The organism is Cupriavidus pauculus (assembly GCF_008693385.1).
Lineage (GTDB): Bacteria > Pseudomonadota > Gammaproteobacteria > Burkholderiales > Burkholderiaceae > Cupriavidus > Cupriavidus pauculus_D.
Genome location: NZ_CP044067.1, coordinates 1,459,822 through 1,475,882 on the forward strand (window position 1 = coordinate 1,459,822; position 16,061 = coordinate 1,475,882).

The following is a 16,061-nucleotide window of genomic DNA, read 5'->3' on the forward strand; positions in this document are numbered from 1 at the left end:
CGCTTCAGTGGCTATGCTCGGTGCCGGCCTTGCCGAGCTCCGCCTTCAGCACGAAGCTGTTGGCGGCGGCATAGCGGCGGCCCGGCTCGAGCCCGGAGACGATCTCGGACACGCTGTCGCTGGTGCGGCCCACGGTGACCGGCTGCGCGCGGAAACCGTCCGGCGTCTCGACGAACACCACGGTGCGGCCCTCCACCTGCTGAACGGCTTCGGGTAACACCGATACCGGTACCTGCTGGGCCGCGCCAAGCACGTTCACCGTGACGAACAGCCCCGGACGCCATGCCATGTCCGGATTCGTCAGCGTCACGCGCGCCTTGGCGGTACGCGTCTGCTCGCCGAGCAACGCGCCCACATACGACACCGTGCCCTCCGCCTTGCTGTCCGACGCCGTCGACCGGATCGTGGCCCGCTCGCCCACGCGGACGCTGCCGAGATCGCGCGCGGCCACGACGAATTCCGCCCACACGGAACGCAGGTCGGAGATCGTGAAGATGGCCGCATCGGCCGCCACGGCCTCGCCGAGCGTCAGATGCTTCTCCACGATCATGCCGTCGAACGGCGCGCGCAACTCGAACCGGTTGAGCGCGCCGCCACTGCCGGTGTCGGCACCGATCGCGGTAAGCTTCTGCCGCGCGTTCTGCACGCCGATCTCCGCTTCCTGCAGCGCATTGCGCGCGGCCAGGTAGTCCTGCTCGGCGGAGATCTTCTGCTCCCATAGCGACTTCTCGCGCGTATAGGTCGTGCGGGCGAGTTCGAGCCGCCTTTGCGCGGCCAGCAGCTCGCTGCGCTGGTCGGACAGCGCGGTGCTGGCAATCACCGCGAGCACCTGCCCCTTGCGCACCATCTGTCCGAGGTCGGCGGGTACGGCTTCCACGACGCCGGCCAGACGCGGCACGACGTGCGCGGTGCGGTCTTCGTTGAAGCGGATTTCGCCGGGGAACGACAATGCGCCCTGCACGCTGCCGGCCCTGGCCTCGGCGACGGTGATGCCGGCCTGCTGGATCTGCTCGCGTGTCAGGCGCACCGTGTCTTCAGCGGGTTTCGCGGCCGGCTTCTCCTCATCGTGCGCCTGCGCGCGCGCTTCGTGGGCATGGTCCTCGTCATGACCATCCTCGCCGCCGCCGCGGCCGATCAGCAGCACCGCGGCCGTGGCCAGTACTCCCACCACAAGAATGGCGATGATCGTTCTCGTTTGCTTGTTCGTCATGTTCATGTCTGTAGCGCGGTCGCGTTCAGCGGCCGAGAATGCGGTCGATCGTGGTGGCGGACTGGTACGTGCGTGACAGCACGCCGAGGTAGCGAATCCGCGCCTGGAACAGCGTGCGCTGGGCATCGAGCACGTCGAGGTAATTGAACTTGCCCGACTCGAAGCCGATGGTCGCGGCGCGGTAGGCCTGCTCGGCCGCGGGCAGCACGGTGCCTTTCAGCGTCTGCGCCGACGCGCGCGAAACCGACAGCACGTTGGACGCCACCATCAGATCGTTGCCAAGCCGGATGCGCGCGGCGAGATATTCGTCCTGCGCCTTGTCCGCGCGCCGGATCGCCTCGTACAGGTTGCCCTGATTGCGGTCGAACAGCGGCAGCGGAATGGATACGCCGATCACGGCCATATTGCGATTCGCATCGTTGTCGCGCTTGGCGCCGATGCTGACGGTCAGGTCCGGATACTGGCGGCTGCGCTCGACGCCGATCAGCGCCTGGCGGCGCTCGATCTCGACGCGGCTGGCCAAGATGTCCGGCGATTCGTCGAGCGCGGCGCGCAGCGCATCGGGCGCGGGACGCGACGGCAGCGCGTCGAGGTCGCCCTGCGCGTCCGAGAATTGCGGGGCATCGTTGCCCCACAGCGCGGTCAGTGCCTGCCGCGCGCTCCGCAATTCGGCCGTGGCCTCGTTCAGTTCGAGCTCGACGTTGGCCTGCTCCACGCGCGCCTTGGTCTCCTCGACCGGCGATATCTTGCCCGCGGCCACGCGCTTGGCGGTCACGTCCGTCCCGCGCGCGGCAATCTCGAGCGAGCCCTGCGCAAGCTTGACGCGCTCCTGCGCGATCAGGACCGAGAAAAATCGCTCGATCACCGCGGCACGGAGGTCCGCGCGAATGCTGCCCAGCGATGCCTGCGCGGCCTCCCGCCCGCGCTCGGCGGCGCTGATGCGCGCCGAACGCTTGCCACCGAGTTCGATCGGCATATTGATCTGCGCGGTCGACGTGCGCGACGAGCGGCGCGTGTCTTCCATCAGCGTCGCGATCTCGGGGTTCGGGATCACGCGCGCCTGGATGACGGCGCCTTCGCTCGCATCGACCTCGCGGCCCGCCGCGGACAGCGTGAAGTTACCGCCTGCTGCAAAGCCGAGCGCAGCATCGAGCGTCAGCGGACCCGCGGGTTCGGTGACGGCGTTGGCATACCCCGGCGCCACAGGGAGTACCTGCGCGTACGCGGCGAAAGATAAAGCGAATGAGCTGGAGATAGCGGCCGCCAGCCCGAGCGGCAACAAAAAGGTTCGCATCGAATTGCACCTGAATAAATAGCAGGAGAATCCGGCGGGACGGCTGGCTGGAAATCAGATAGACAGGAGACGTCTCGCCGGGTCAGGCGAGACGGGACCAGTTGGGACGTTCGGGTGCCTCGGGCACATGCGAGCGGATCTTGCGGTCGATCGACGGCATCGACGTCGGCACCCGTTCGTGAAGCGTCACGCCCGACGGGGCGATGGACGCAAGCGGTGTCGACGCCACGTGGCAATAGTCGCAGTCGGCGTCGACGAGCGCCTTCGCGTCCTGCTTCTTCTTGGCTTCGTGCTCGTGTTCGTGATGCCCCAGATGCCACGACCGCGCGGGCTGCTGTTCATGCTGGCAATACGGTACCGCCGCAGACCAGGCGAACTGGAACGGCAGGACGAGCAGCAGGAAGATCAGAAAGACGCGGCGCAAGGGGTCGGGGAAATTGGTGAGAACAATGCGGAAAGCCGGTAGCTTAATCGAAAATCTCTTCGAGCCAGGATTTGCGGCGCTTGCCATGGCCACCATGGCCGTAGTCATGGTCGCGCGAGCCCTGTTGCGGATAACGATAGTCCGACGACTCGTGACGCTCGCGGGCCGCGCGCGGCGCCCTCCCGTCGGTCGCGCGTTCGACCAGCTTGTCCAGTTCCCCGCGATCGAGCCAGACACCGCGGCATTGCGGGCAGTAATCGATTTCAATGCCCTGGCGATCCGTCATCGTGAGCACGGCATCGGGGCAGACCGGACATTTCATGGAGCGTCTCCGTTCGAAAGCGTTGCGACGCGAACATTTTATGGGCGGGCTCCATGACCGTGCCGTTTCTGACCTAAATGTAATGTTGATGGACATATCCGCAGGGTCGCCTACAACGATTGAGCCCTTCCCCCCGGACTGCGGCGAACCATACCGATATGAGGTGACGAGATGAAAGTCCTGATAGTGCTGACCTCGCATGACACGCTTGGCAATACGGGCAAGAAGACGGGCTTCTGGCTCGAGGAACTGGCCGCGCCCTTCTACGTATTCAAGGAAGCCGGCGCGGAGATCGTCCTTGCTTCGCCGAAGGGTGGCCAGCCGCCGCTCGACCCAAAAAGCAATGAACCGGGGTTCCAGACCGACGACACGCGGCGCTTCGAGGCCGACAGCGAGGCACGCGCGCAGCTCGCGCAGACGCACAAGCTCAAGGACGTCGCGAACGACAGGTTCGACGCAGTGTTCTATCCGGGCGGACACGGGCCGATGTGGGACCTCGTCAACGATCAGGATTCGATCGGCCTGCTCGAGCGCACCTACGCGGCAAAGATTCCGCTGGCGCTCGTCTGTCACGCGCCAGGCGCGCTGCGCTATGTGAAGGGTCCCGACGGCAAGCCACTGGTGAACGGCAAGTCGGTCACAGGCTTCTCCAACAGCGAGGAAGAGGCGGTGCAACTGACGAACGTGGTGCCGTTCCTCGTTGAGGATGCGCTGAAGGCCAACGGCGGCAAATATTCGAGCGGACCGGACTGGGTCTCCCATGTACTGACCGATGGACTGCTGGTCACGGGCCAGAATCCGGGATCGTCGGCCGACGGTGCGCGCGCGCTGCTGAAGCTGCTGCGGAGATAGAACGGGAACGACGTCGTGGACGAAGGTAAGGCGTCGGTGAGACCAAGGTACTAGCGGTTTCGAATTCGCCTAAGCCCTTTCACGAAAAAGCGCCCGGTATCGGGCGCTTTGCGCTTTTGTCTGCTCAATAAGTCAATGTTAATGACGGATCTGTCATTGTTCTGAGCGGAATTTGTCGGGCTCGGCTCCTTACTGTGTCGCCATGTGCCAACGCCGCATGCGGCCACCCGGAGTCCCCCGATGATCGCGACCACGCTCGAACCCGTCCACGACGTCATGCCCAGCCAGGCTGGTGCCGATATCTCGTCGATGCTCTATCACCGTATTGCCGATGCCATCGAGCGGTCGATCGATCAGGGCATCTTCCGCGCCGGCGAGCGCATTCCATCGGTGCGGCAGGCAAGCCAGCAGCATCGCATCAGCATCAACACCGTGGTGCGCGCGTATCTGCTGCTCGAAAGCCGCGGCGTGATCGAAAGCCGGCCGCAGTCGGGATTCTTCGTGCGGCCGCGTTTGGATTTCTCGGCAACGTCGTCGCCGGTATCGACCGAGCGCCTGATCGCGATGCATGACACGGCCGCACGATCGGCGCCCGCGATCGATGACGACATCGACGTCACCTCGCTCGTACTCGGCACGCTGCGCGCGATCCAGCAGGACAACGCGATGCCGCTCGGCTCCCCGTATCCCGATACCGCGCTGCTGCCTTCGCAACGCATCGCGCAATACGTGGGTGTGCAGGCGCGGCGCTGCGGCGACAGCGCGATGCTCGACGGACTGCCGCCCGGGCATCCGGCACTGATCCGCCAGCTCGCGCGCCGTTACGTCGAGCGCGGCCAGCCGGCGGATCCCAACGAGTTCATCGTGACATGCGGCGCGACGGAAGCCGTGCGCCTGTGCCTGCAGTCGGTGGCGCGTCCCGGCGATGCGGTGGTCGTCGAGTCGCCCTGCTATTACGGCATGCTCGAGACCATTACCCACCTGGGCATGCGCGCGATCGAGATTCCGAGCGATGCGTCGGGCAGCATCGACATGGCCCTGCTGCGCGAGGCCATCGATACGCAGACCGTGGCCGCCTGCGTGATCACCGCCAACTTCCCGAATCCCGTGGGCCGCCAGATGCCCGAAGACAAGAAGCGCGAGATCGTCGAGTTGCTGACGGGCAGGGACATTCCCATCGTCGAGAACGACGAATACAGCGAACTGCACGTCGGCGCGCACCATCCCACGTCACTGAAGACGTACGACACGCGCGGACTGGTCCTGCATTGCGGCTCGTTCTCGCGTTGCCTCACGCATCGCCACCGCATCGGCTGGGCATTGCCGGGCCGCTTCCGCCAGCAGGTGGAGAAGCTCAAGTTCCTGAGCGCGATCACGACGCCGCCGAGCGTGCAGCTCGCGATTGCCGAGTATCTGCAGCACGACGGATACGACCATCACCTTCGCCGGTTGCGCCGGCGCATCGTCCAGAACGCCAGCATCGCGATGGCGGCGATCCGTCGCTGCTTCCCCGCGGGAACGCGCGCGCATGCACCGGAGGGCGGATACCTGATGTGGATCGAACTGCCGCAGGGCATCGACACGCTGGCCCTGTACCGCAGCGCGCTCGCGTGCGGCATCTCCATCGCGCCGGGCCGCCTGTTCAGCAGCGACCATCGGTTCGCCAATTTCCTGCGGCTGAACTTCAGCGGGGAATGGACGAGCGAAACCGATCGCGCGATGCAGACGCTCGGCCAGCTTGCCACCGCATCGATGGCGACTTCCGATCGCTCGCAAGGCCTGCATTGATCCGTAAAAAAAGTGCCCGGAGCCGCTGCGTGCAGCAACCGCCGAAACGCCTCACCCCGGCGGGACTCCGGGCACCAGTGCAGCCAATGCGCCGAGGTGAAAAACGACTTGCTCTTCTCTTATATGAGGAACAAGCGACGAGATACAAGCATCGTCCGCATGCACTGTAGTGCGAATGCGCTACGCCGAGGGACACAGTCCATCGCCACGTCATGCAATACAGCTTGCGCCGGCACTGTGCCCCCGGATCGTCGAATGGGTTGTATCCGTTTGCATCGCGACGCAAGACCTAATCTTGGAACCACTGCGATTCACGCCCCCTGAAGACCTGAAGGAAACAAAGTCATGAGCAGCAAGCCGACCCCCGAAGACGGTTACATCGCCCCCTACACCCACCCCGCAGCCGGATGGGGCGCTCTCAAGTACGTGGCCATCAATCTCGTGAAAGAGAAGGTGGCCGGCGGCAAGTACGTGACGTTGTTCCGGCAGAACCAGCCAGACGGCTTCGACTGTCCCGGCTGCGCATGGCCCGATCGCGAACATGGCTCGACCTTCGAGTTCTGCGAGAACGGCGTGAAGGCGGTGGCGGCGGAAGCCACCAGCAAGCGCGTCACGCCCGAGTTCTTCGCGGAACATTCCGTCACGTCGCTGCTCACGCAGACCGATTACGAACTGGAGCAGCACGGCCGCCTGACGCATCCGATGGTCTACGACGCCTTGGCGGACCGCTACGTCGCGATCGACTGGGACGAAGCGTTCGCCCTGATCGCGCGCCATCTGCGCGCGCTCGACACGCCGGACGCGGCGGCGTTCTATACGTCCGGTCGCGCAAGCAACGAAGCCGCGTTCCTGTACCAGTTGTTCGTGCGTGCCTACGGCACCAACAATTTTCCCGACTGCTCGAATATGTGCCACGAGGCCACGAGCCGCGGCATGCCCGTGACCGTCGGTGTAGGCAAGGCGACCGTGGTGCTCGACGACTTCGAACATGCGGACACGATCCTGATCTTTGGCCATAACGCGGCGACCAACCATCCGCGCATGCTCGGCGAACTACGCGAATGCGCGCGCCGCGGCACGATGATTGTGTCGATCAACCCGCTGCGCGAGCGCGGCATGGAACGCTTTACGAGCCCGCAGCATGCTTCGGAGATGATCACGGGCAGCAGCACGAAGATCGCGTCGATGTTCGTGCAGCCGCAGCTCGGCGGCGATTTCGCGCTGATCAAGGGCATGGCCAAGCGCCTGATCGAAATGGACGATGCGGCGCGCGAACGCGGCGAGCCATCGCTGATCGACGAGGACTTCGTGCGCCGTCATACGCATGGCTACGATGCGTTCGTCGCCGACCTGCGCGCCGAGAACTGGGCCGACATCGTCGAGCAGTCGGGCACGACGTTCGCGGAAATCGACGCGCTGACCGGCGTCTATGCGCGCGGCAAGAACGTGATTGCCTGCTGGGGCATGGGCCTGACGCAGCACAAGAACTCGGTGCCGACGATCCAGATCCTCACGAACCTGATGATGATGCGCGGCAATATCGGCCGCCCGGGTGCGGGCCTGCTGCCGGTGCGCGGCCACTCGAACGTGCAGGGCAACCGCACGGTCGGCATCGAGGAGCAACCGACCGAGGCGTTTCTCGATCGGCTGGAGAAGGCGTTCAACTTCGAGCCGCCGCGCAAGCACGGCTATGACGTGGTCAACACGATCTCGGCGATGCTCGAAGGCAAGGTGAAGGTCTTTGTCGGCCTGGGCGGCAACTTTGCGGCGGCCACGCCGGACACGCCGCGCACGCAGCAGGCGCTGCGCCAGTGCGACCTGACCGTGCATATCGCGACCAAGCTCAATCGCAGCCACCTGATCCACGGCCGCGACGCGCTGATCCTGCCCACGCTGGGCCGCACGGAGATCGATATGCAGAATGGCGTGCCGCAGGGCGTCACCGTGGAAGACTCGGTCTGCATGGTGCACGTGTCGTACGGCATGAACAAGCCCGCGTCCCCGGACCTGATGTCGGAGACCGCGATCATCGCCAACATGGCCGCCGCGACGCTCGGCAATCGCAAGATCGACTGGCTCTGGTACGCACAGGACTACGCGCGCATTCGCAATGCCATCGAGAAGGTGCTGCCAGGTTTCGAGGACTACAACGCGCGCATCGCCGTGCCGGGCGGCTTTCATCTGACGCCGCCGGCACGGGACCGCATCTGGGATACGCCGTCGGGCAAGGCCGAGTTCCTCGTGCATCCGATCGTCAAGGACACGCCGATCCGCCAGGCGCGGGCCGAGCACGGGGACAAGCTGCTCGTGATGATGACCACGCGCTCGCACGACCAGTACAACACGACGATCTATGGCCTGAACGACCGTTATCGCGGCGTGTTCGGCCTGCGCCGCGTCGTGTTCATCAACCCGTCCGATATGGATCGCCTGGGCTTCAAGGCGGGGCAGCACGTCGATATCACGAGCGTGTGGGCAGACGGCGTGACGCGGCATGTCCAGGATTTCCGCCTCGTGCCCTACGACATCCCGGCCGGCTGCATCGGCACCTACTATCCGGAGACCAACCCGCTGGTGCCGCTGGAGAGCACCGGCGACGGTTGCGGCACGCCGACGTCGAAGTCCGTGCCGGTGTTGCTGACGGCCGCCGCCTGAGGGGCACGCCGGCAACGGCGGTGCTTGACAGCCTGACGGGTTGATAGGCATAGTAGCCCGCGACATCGGGAGAGTCCGCGCCCCCACGCAGCAGCGAGGGCGCGGCGCCGAAGGAGCAACCGCCCCGGAATCTCTCAGGTACCACGGACCGGTGTCACCATTGCACTCTGAAGAACCACGGCGCGTACGTCCGCCGGCGGTACCGAAGGAGCAAGCGATGCGCCCCGCCCCGCCCTGCCCTGTTGGGCGGCCGTTGGGAGGCGGCGCATCCGCGAATCTCTCAGGTCAAGGACAGAGGGGGCGTCCGCATTGCGCAATCCTGCGCACGGACTGCCATTTCCCTGACGTCCGGAAGACCTTTCCATGAAAACCATCGCAGTGATTGGCGGCGGCATTACCGGCGCCACAACCGCTTACGCCCTCGCCCGGCGCGGCCTCTCCGTCACGATGTTCGAACGTCACCGCTATGCGGCGATGGAGACATCGTTCGCCAACGGCGGGCAGCTATCGGCGTCCAACGCGGAAACCTGGACGCACTGGTCCACGCTGTTCAAGGGCCTCAAATGGATGCTGCGCAACGACGCGCCGCTGCTCGTGAATCCGCGCCCGTCGTGGCACAAGCTGAGCTGGTTTGCCGAGTTCATCGCATCGATGCCCCGCTACCGCGCGAACACCGTGGAGACGGCCCGGCTGGCCATCGCCGCGCGCGCCCATCTGTTTGCGTGGGCAGAAGCCGAAAACATCGACTTCGACCTGAAGCGCCGCGGCATCCTGCATATTTACCGCAACAAGGCTGGCTTCGACCATGCGGGACGCGTGTCGGCGACGCTGGCGGAGGGCGGGCTCGAGCGCCGCGCCGTGACGCCCGAGGAAATGCGCGCGATCGAGCCGACGCTGGCCGGCACGTATTACGGCGGCTATTACACAGAAAGCGATTCCACTGGCGATATCCACAAGTTCACGACGGGGATTGCCGCCGCGGCGGCGCGGCATGGCGTGACCACGCTCTATGACCAGCAGGTAACGGCGGTGAACACCGATGGGACATCGGCCCGCGTCACGTCCGTGTGCGACGGTCTGCCCGCCACGCGCGAGTTCGACGCGGTGGTGGTCTGCGCGGGCGTGGCCAGCCGCGACTTTGCGCGCCAGCTCGGCGATCGCGTGAACATCTATCCGGTGAAGGGGTATTCCATCACGGTCAATCTCAACGATGCCGCGAGCCAGTCCGCTGCGCCGACCGTCAGCCTGCTCGACGACGAGACCAAGCTCGTGACCAGCCGGCTGGGCACCGACCGGTTTCGCGTGGCGGGCACGGCCGAATTCAACGGCATCAACCGCGATATCCGCGCGGATCGCATCCGTCCGCTCGTCGATTGGGTCCATCAGTGCTTCCCCGGCGTGAGCACGCGCAGCGTGGTGCCGTGGGCCGGACTGCGGCCGATGATGCCGGACATGATGCCGCGTGTGGGACGCGGGCGCGCCGCGAACGTGTTCTACAACACCGGCCACGGGCATCTGGGCTGGACGCTGTCCGCGGCGACCGCCGACATGATCGGCGACGTGGTGGCCGGCGTCGCGGCGGGCACGGCGGTGCGGCTGGCCGTGGCGTAGGTGGTTGACAGGGGTCCGGGATCGTCCTATCGTGCGATTGTCCTAGTTCAAACATTGTTTGAACTAGGACGTTACCGATTTCTGCTTACAGGAGGCACCATGACCCCAATTCCCACCGACATTCCCCTGAAGATCGGCGGCCTCATCTTCCCGAAGATGGACCAGTGCGACTTTACCGGCCCGTTCGAGGCGCTCGCGCGCGTGCCCAGCTCGACCTTCTTCACCATCTGGAAGGACAAGCAACCCGTGCGCGATATGGCCGGCATGCAGCTGGTGGCCGACACGACCTTCGACGAGGCCCCGCAGCTGGACGTGCTGCTCGTGCCCGGCGGCCATGGCCAGGAAGCGCTGATGGCCGACGAGGCGGTGATCGGCTTTATCCGCCGCCAGGCCGCCGGCGCGCGCTATGTGTACTCCGTCTGCACCGGCGCGCTGCTTTGCGGCGCGGCGGGCCTGCTGCAAGGCAAGCGCGCGACCACGCACTGGACCGCGATGGCAACGCTGCCGTTCTTTGGCGCGATTCCCAGCGACGACCGCGTCGTCATCGACGGCAAGTATGTGAGCGCGGGCGGCGTGACATCCGGCATCGACGGGTCGCTGATCATGGTGTCGCTGCTGCGCGGCGAGACCGTGGCGCAGGAGCTGCAGCTGTACATGAACTACGACCCGAAGCCGCCGTTCAATGCCGGTTCGCCGAAGACGGCGCCGGCACCCATCCTGGAAACGGTCACGCAACGCGCGGCACCGATCACGGCGCAGCGGCTCGCCACCGCGAAGGCCTATCAGGACAAGGTCGCCAGCGACGCGAGCAAGGACGCATCGGCAACGGCCTGATTATTGCCCGGCGCAAACAAGAAGGGCCGCTCGCAAGGCGGCCCTTTTTTCAGTTCGGGTACATCAATGCGACGTCGCCTCCGCACGCCCGCGCCCGGTATAGCGCCGCAGACGCAACTGCTGCCACAACTGCGCATCGGTGCGTTTGGCGCTGACGAGGCTGCCGACGATCACGAGCAGGAAGCCGACCGGAATCGAGACGAGGCCAGGATTGCGGAAGCCGAACAACGGCTCCGACAGGCCAAGGAAACTCGGGTACTGCATGATCGGCGAAACGAGCACGAGCCCGATCGCGCAGACCGTGCCGCCCAGCACGCCGCAGACGACGCCCGTGGTGTTGCAGCGTTTCCAGTACAACGTCAGGAGCAGTGCCGGCAGGTTGGCCGAAGCGGCCACGGCCAGTGCGAGGCCGACGAGCTGCGCGACGTTCTGGCCCTTGGCCAGCAGCCCGATGCAGATGCTGAGCACGCCCACGCCGACCGCGGCGGACTTGGCCGCGATCAGTTGCTCGCGCGGCGTGGCGGTGCCGCCCTTGATGGCGCCGACATACACGTCGTGCGCCAGCGCGGACGATGCCGCGAGCGTCAGACCGGCCACCACCGCGACGATCGTCGCGAACGCCACCGCCGCCACGACGGCCATGGCCAGACTGCCGATGGCCGTATTGGCGCCGCCCGCGATCATCTGCGCGAGCAGCGGCGCGGCGAGGTTGCCCCCCTTGTCGAGCGCGGTGATCTGCTCGGCGCCGACGTGAAAGGCCGCGGCAAAGCCGATGGCGATGATCAGCAGATGGCATCCGCCGATCAGCAGCATGCCCCAGAGCACGGACGAACGCGCCGCGCGGGCATCCGGCACCGTGAAGAAACGCATCAGGATATGGGGCATGCCGGCCGTGCCGAGAATCAGCGCGAGGCCGAGCGAGATCTGCTCGACGGGGTTCTTGAGGAAGAGGCCAGGTTCGAAGAAGCGCTGCACGTCCATGCCCGCACCGGCGAGCCTCGCGACGTGCGCCTGCATGTCGGGGCTGTGCGCGAGGCCATCGAACAATGCATTCACCGAAAAGCCGAACGGCGACCACGACAGCACCACGAGCACGAAGCATGTCGTGATCAGCAGCACGGCCTTGATGATCTGCACCCATGTGGTGGCCCGCATGCCGCCGAACACCACGTAGACCATCATCAGCGAACCGGTGGCAATGACGGAGACCTCGTAGTCGATGCCGATGAGCGCGCGCACAAGCACCGCGCCGCCGACGATCTGCGGAATCAGGTAGAAGATGGACACGATCACGCTGGACAGCGCGGCCACCAGCTTCGAGGCGCGAAAGCCGTTGCGGGAGGCCAGCACGTCGCCGAAGGTGTAGCGGCCGAGGTTTCGGCACGGCTCCGCGACGAGCAGCAGGATCGGTATGAACGCGATAAAGAAGCCGGTGAGGTAGAGAATGCCGTCGAACCCGTAGATGGCGATCAGGCCGGACACGCCGAGGAATGCGGCCGCGGACAGATAGTCGCCGGCGATCGCGAATCCGTTCTTCATTCCGCTGATGCCGCCGCCGGCCGTGTAGAACTCCGCCGCGGACTGGCCGCGCCGCGCGGAAATGTAGGTGACCAGCAATGTCAGAGAGATCATCGCCGCGAAGACGGCAAAGGCGAGCCAGCGATACTGCGGGGCGACCACGCCCGCGCCCGCGGCTTGGGCGGCGGGCGCGAAAATGGCCAGTGCGGCGGCGCACAGCGCCAGCGGACGCGACATCGCGCGTGGATGTTTCAGGGGGGATTTCACGTTCGTCGCCTCAGAGGGGAAGGGAATGCATGACGTCGTCGGTGGCCCGCATGCGCACGACATAGATCCACGCGACGATGCCGCCGAACAGATACTGCGAGACCGCGAGCAGCATGCCCACGTTGACGCGGCCGATGACGCGGATGGCGCACAGCGGCTGGAAGTACGCGGCCATGATCAGGAGGCCGAAGTAGTAGAGCGCGAACGCGCAGAACAGCGTGGTCAGCATGCGCCGGTGGCGCGCCGCCTCGGCTTCGAATGCGTATAACGCGGCGATACCGGTGTCGTCTGTGGGTTTCAAGGTGTTCCCCTTGCAGTGGAAAAGATGGCTCGACGGTTTGTACACGTTATTTTGTCCTAGTACAATAAACCGGTATGGAGGAAACGCAAGCCTAGGGATTTCCCTATGTCCCGTCCTGGCGCGGCGAAAGTGCACAACGACAGTGCAGTTTTGTCCCAGACGCTATAATTTTTCGTATGATTTTTTTGGATGTCCCTGACGGGACAAACCACTCACGATGAAAGCGGCAGAGATTTTCAGCAGCCTGGAAGACCGGATCGTTCGCGGCGAGCTGCGCGCGGGCGATGCCTTGCCGACCGTGCGCGAGGCTGCCGAGCTGTGGCAGGTCAACAAGAACACCGTGGCCGCGGCATACCGCATGCTCCAGAACGCGGGGCTGATCTTCAGTTCCGGGCGCAACGGCTCGGTGGTCGGCGGCCCGGTGGCGCCGCACGCGGCAACGGGGTGGACGCCGTCGTACGACGGGGTGATCGCGGCCAATGGCGGCAACCCGGATCGCACATTGCTGCCCAGCGCGCTGATGGTGCGCGCGCAGTTGCAGAAGGTCTCGACCGATCCGCTGCTCTATGGCGAGGCGGACGAGGCGGTGCCGTTGATGGAATGGGCGCGCGAATCGTTCGGCGGCGATGGCGTGCCCGCGGACTCGCTGTTCGTCGGTAGCGGGACGATGGCCGTGCTGGACACGGTACTTCGGAACTGCCTGTCACCCGGCGATGCGGTGGCGCTCGAAGATCCCGCCTATGCCACGACCATCGGGCTGGTGCGGTCCATCGGCCTCAAGCCGGTGCCGATGGCCATGGATGCGCAGGGCGTGCGGCCCGAAGCGTTGCAGGCCGCGATCCAGGCCGGCTGCAAGGCCGTGGTCCTGAGCACGCGCGCGCAGAATCCGACCGGCATCTGTACCTCCGCCGAGCGCGCGAAGCAATTGGCGCCCATCGTCGCGAAGGCCAGGCAGACCCTGTTCCTCGACGACGACCACTCGAGCCTGCTCGAACTCGCGCCCTACCGTAACTTCGTCTCGGCGAACGCCGAGCATTGGCTCGTGACGCGTTCGGTCTCCAAGTTTCTGGGGCCCGACATGCGTGTGGCCGTCGCGGCCGGCGATGCGCTGACGGTCGCGCGCATCGCGCGCGCGCAGGCTTATGCGATGGGATGGGTCAGTTCGCTGCTGCAGCGGCTCGTGGGCGGCCTCCTGCAGCAACCGGCGGTGCTATCGCTCGTGCGCGAGGCGGGCCCCGTGTATCGCGAGCGGTATGCGTATATGCAGAAGGCGCTGCGCGGCATCGGCATCGAAACGGTCGGCACCGCGGGCTTCAATATCTGGGTGCCTTGCGAGAACGAAGCGCTTGTCGCGCAAAGCCTCATCAGCAGCGGCTGGCGCATTCGCACCGGCGCCGACTTCACGCTCGAGGCCGCGCCCGGCTTCCGCGTGACGACGGCCGCGCTGGACAAGGATGCCGCCGATGCATTCGTCGCGGCGCTCGCCCAGGCAATGACCGTGCGGCCGCCGCAACTGGCATGACGACGTCTCAAAGGATCTCGTCGCGCAGGTAGTACCACCGGTACAGCATGGCCTGACCGAGCCGCCGGAATGGCGTGGCCCAGTGCAGGGGCAGCGGGGAATCGTAGATCGGCAGCGTGAACGCGCTGTCCGCGCGGCCGGCGATGCGGTCGGCCATACGGCGCCCCGCGTGGGCGGAAAACGAGACACCGTTGCCGCCATAGCCCAACGCGTAGAACACCGATTGCGACGGATCCGGCTGCACGATGCGGGGCATCATGTCGTGGCTGACGTCCACCCAGCCCCACCACGAGTAGTCGATCTGGATGCCGCGCAGTGGCGGAAACTTGCGCGCGATGGCATCCACCAGCAGCTGGTAGTGCTTCTCCGCCGGCGCGTCGGCGCCGGTAATCGCGCTGCGGCTGCCGATCTGCAGGCGCCGGTCGGGCAGCAGGCGGTAGTAGAAGCGCAGCGTGCGCGTATCGGTGATGAAGGTCGTCGACCGGAATCCCGTCGCTTCGATCTCGGCGTCGGTCAGCGGCCGCGTGACGATCGAGTTCGACAGCACCGGGAAGCAACGGCCGCGCAGCAGCGGCGTCAGGCCGGGCGCGGTGTAAGCACCGGTGGCGATCGCCACGGCGCGCGCGCGGACCGTGCCGCCTGGCGTGCGCAGATAGTGGCTGCCGTTGCGCGACTCCCAGCCGACGACCGGGCTCGCCGGATGCACGCGCGCACCGAGCGCGCGCGCCATCCGCAGATAGCCGTAGGCGAGCTTGAGCGGATGCACGCCGACGCCATCGGGTTCGAGCAGCGCGCCGCACGCATCGCGGTCGTCGCAGTAGCGCTCGCGCAGTTCCGCCTGCGACAGCATGCGCGTGTCGTACCCGAACACCTCGCGCATCACGCGCCCCTCGTTCTCGAGGAAAGCCAGCTTCTTTGGACGATGCGCGGTATAGAGATGGCCGCCGTCCTGCGCGTCGCAATCGACCTGCGCGACGAGGCCGCGGAACGTCTCGAATCCGTTGCGGATCTCCGCATCGAGCCGCTTCGCGGTATCGATGCCCCAGCGCTGGATCCACTGCGAGCGATACAGCCGGCCGCTCGCGTTCTGTCCCTGCCCGCCATTGCGACTCGTACAGCCCCAGGCGGCCTGATTCGCCTCCAGCACGGTCGCCTTGATGCCGTGCTCGCGCGCGAGGAACAGCGCCGTCGCCAGACCCGTGAAGCCCGAGCCGATGACGACCACGTCCGCATCGAAGTCGTGCGACACGGGACCGTCGTCGGGCGGGGCCTCGCCCGCCGAAGCGACCCAGTACGTGGGCGCGTACGCGCGATCCTGCCCCACGCCCGGCGACACGAGCGGGTCGTAGCGCGGATCGTACGGCTGGCTCGGCTTGCGCGCGGGAGCCGGTGTGCGGGGTGCCCCGCGGCCTGACTCGATATCGTCGAGCGTGTGCCCGTCAAGCTGGATGATCGTCATGGTG

At 66.0% G+C, this 16,061-nt stretch carries 13 protein-coding genes and 1 riboswitch; of the genes, 6 read left to right on the top strand and 7 right to left on the bottom strand.

Annotated elements, in window-relative coordinates:
- Nucleotides 1-4: 4 nt before the first annotated feature.
- The 4 genes from FOB72_RS24830 to FOB72_RS24845 all read right to left on the bottom strand — a co-directional run bounded on the left by FOB72_RS24830 (nt 5) and on the right by FOB72_RS24845 (nt 3,250).
- Complete coding sequence (locus tag FOB72_RS24830; protein WP_150375311.1) at nt 5-1,216, bottom strand: efflux RND transporter periplasmic adaptor subunit; 1,212 nt, start codon at nt 1,214-1,216, stop codon at nt 5-7.
- 19 nt (nt 1,217-1,235) lie between these two features.
- Nucleotides 1,236-2,504 carry a TolC family protein gene (locus FOB72_RS24835; RefSeq protein ID WP_150375312.1) on the bottom strand — a complete coding sequence of 423 codons (1,269 nt, stop codon included), beginning with the start codon at nt 2,502-2,504 and terminating at the stop codon, nt 1,236-1,238.
- Between the two features lie 82 nt (nt 2,505-2,586).
- On the bottom strand, nt 2,587-2,928 hold the full coding sequence (gene czcI, locus FOB72_RS32900) for a cation efflux protein, CzcI family (protein WP_150375313.1): 342 nt from the start codon (nt 2,926-2,928) through the stop codon (nt 2,587-2,589).
- 43 nt (nt 2,929-2,971) lie between these two features.
- On the bottom strand, nt 2,972-3,250 hold the full coding sequence (locus tag FOB72_RS24845; protein ID WP_150375314.1) for a zf-TFIIB domain-containing protein: 279 nt from the start codon (nt 3,248-3,250) through the stop codon (nt 2,972-2,974).
- Nucleotides 3,251-3,421: 171 nt separating this feature from the next.
- Here FOB72_RS24845 and FOB72_RS24850 point away from each other — a divergent pair, with 171 nt between their 5' ends.
- The 5 genes from FOB72_RS24850 (at nt 3,422) to FOB72_RS24870 (ending at nt 10,990) form a co-directional block, all read left to right on the top strand.
- Complete coding sequence (locus tag FOB72_RS24850; RefSeq protein WP_150375315.1) at nt 3,422-4,102, top strand: type 1 glutamine amidotransferase domain-containing protein; 681 nt, start codon at nt 3,422-3,424, stop codon at nt 4,100-4,102.
- Between the two features lie 240 nt (nt 4,103-4,342).
- Nucleotides 4,343-5,890, top strand: a complete 1,548-nt coding sequence (locus FOB72_RS24855; protein ID WP_317889565.1) for a PLP-dependent aminotransferase family protein — start codon at nt 4,343-4,345, stop codon at nt 5,888-5,890.
- 345 nt (nt 5,891-6,235) lie between these two features.
- Nucleotides 6,236-8,545, top strand: a complete 2,310-nt coding sequence (locus FOB72_RS24860; RefSeq protein WP_150375316.1) for an FdhF/YdeP family oxidoreductase — start codon at nt 6,236-6,238, stop codon at nt 8,543-8,545.
- Between the two features lie 56 nt (nt 8,546-8,601).
- A riboswitch (glycine riboswitch) is annotated at nt 8,602-8,706 on the top strand.
- A gap of 202 nt (nt 8,707-8,908) precedes the next feature.
- Nucleotides 8,909-10,156, top strand: coding sequence for a D-amino acid dehydrogenase (locus FOB72_RS24865; RefSeq protein ID WP_150375317.1), 1,248 nt, complete (start codon nt 8,909-8,911; stop codon nt 10,154-10,156).
- Nucleotides 10,157-10,255: 99 nt separating this feature from the next.
- A complete protein-coding gene (locus FOB72_RS24870; protein ID WP_150375318.1) occupies nt 10,256-10,990 on the top strand; it encodes a DJ-1/PfpI family protein in 735 nt (244 codons plus the stop codon).
- A 63-nt stretch (nt 10,991-11,053) separates the two neighbouring features.
- Here FOB72_RS24870 and FOB72_RS24875 read toward each other — a convergent pair whose 3' ends face one another.
- On the bottom strand, nt 11,054-12,775 hold the full coding sequence (locus FOB72_RS24875) for a cation acetate symporter (protein WP_411859880.1): 1,722 nt from the start codon (nt 12,773-12,775) through the stop codon (nt 11,054-11,056).
- A 10-nt stretch (nt 12,776-12,785) separates the two neighbouring features.
- Nucleotides 12,786-13,076 (bottom strand): DUF485 domain-containing protein, encoded by a 291-nt coding sequence (locus FOB72_RS24880; RefSeq protein ID WP_150375319.1) that lies wholly within the window; start codon nt 13,074-13,076, stop codon nt 12,786-12,788.
- A 217-nt stretch (nt 13,077-13,293) separates the two neighbouring features.
- Between FOB72_RS24880 and FOB72_RS24885 the strand changes: the two genes are divergently transcribed.
- Nucleotides 13,294-14,598 (top strand): aminotransferase class I/II-fold pyridoxal phosphate-dependent enzyme, encoded by a 1,305-nt coding sequence (locus FOB72_RS24885; protein WP_150375320.1) that lies wholly within the window; start codon nt 13,294-13,296, stop codon nt 14,596-14,598.
- A 7-nt stretch (nt 14,599-14,605) separates the two neighbouring features.
- On the opposite strand, the gene FOB72_RS24890 is transcribed toward FOB72_RS24885, so the two are convergent.
- On the bottom strand, nt 14,606-16,057 hold the full coding sequence (locus FOB72_RS24890) for an NAD(P)/FAD-dependent oxidoreductase (protein ID WP_150375321.1): 1,452 nt from the start codon (nt 16,055-16,057) through the stop codon (nt 14,606-14,608).
- Nucleotides 16,058-16,061 lie beyond the last annotated feature (4 nt).

What these genes read in the sequence shown, in the direction of transcription:
- FOB72_RS24830 (WP_150375311.1), bottom strand. Translation starts at nt 1,216, where the DNA reads ATGAACATGACGAACAAGCAAACGAGAACGATCATCGCCATTCTTGTG.
- FOB72_RS24835 (WP_150375312.1), bottom strand. Translation starts at nt 2,504, where the DNA reads ATGCGAACCTTTTTGTTGCCGCTCGGGCTGGCGGCCGCTATCTCCAGC.
- FOB72_RS24845 (WP_150375314.1), bottom strand. Translation starts at nt 3,250, where the DNA reads ATGAAATGTCCGGTCTGCCCCGATGCCGTGCTCACGATGACGGATCGC.
- FOB72_RS24850 (WP_150375315.1), top strand. Translation starts at nt 3,422, where the DNA reads ATGAAAGTCCTGATAGTGCTGACCTCGCATGACACGCTTGGCAATACG.
- FOB72_RS24855 (WP_317889565.1), top strand. Translation starts at nt 4,343, where the DNA reads ATGATCGCGACCACGCTCGAACCCGTCCACGACGTCATGCCCAGCCAG.
- FOB72_RS24860 (WP_150375316.1), top strand. Translation starts at nt 6,236, where the DNA reads ATGAGCAGCAAGCCGACCCCCGAAGACGGTTACATCGCCCCCTACACC.
- FOB72_RS24865 (WP_150375317.1), top strand. Translation starts at nt 8,909, where the DNA reads ATGAAAACCATCGCAGTGATTGGCGGCGGCATTACCGGCGCCACAACC.
- FOB72_RS24870 (WP_150375318.1), top strand. Translation starts at nt 10,256, where the DNA reads ATGACCCCAATTCCCACCGACATTCCCCTGAAGATCGGCGGCCTCATC.
- FOB72_RS24885 (WP_150375320.1), top strand. Translation starts at nt 13,294, where the DNA reads ATGAAAGCGGCAGAGATTTTCAGCAGCCTGGAAGACCGGATCGTTCGC.
- FOB72_RS24890 (WP_150375321.1), bottom strand. Translation starts at nt 16,057, where the DNA reads ATGACGATCATCCAGCTTGACGGGCACACGCTCGACGATATCGAGTCA.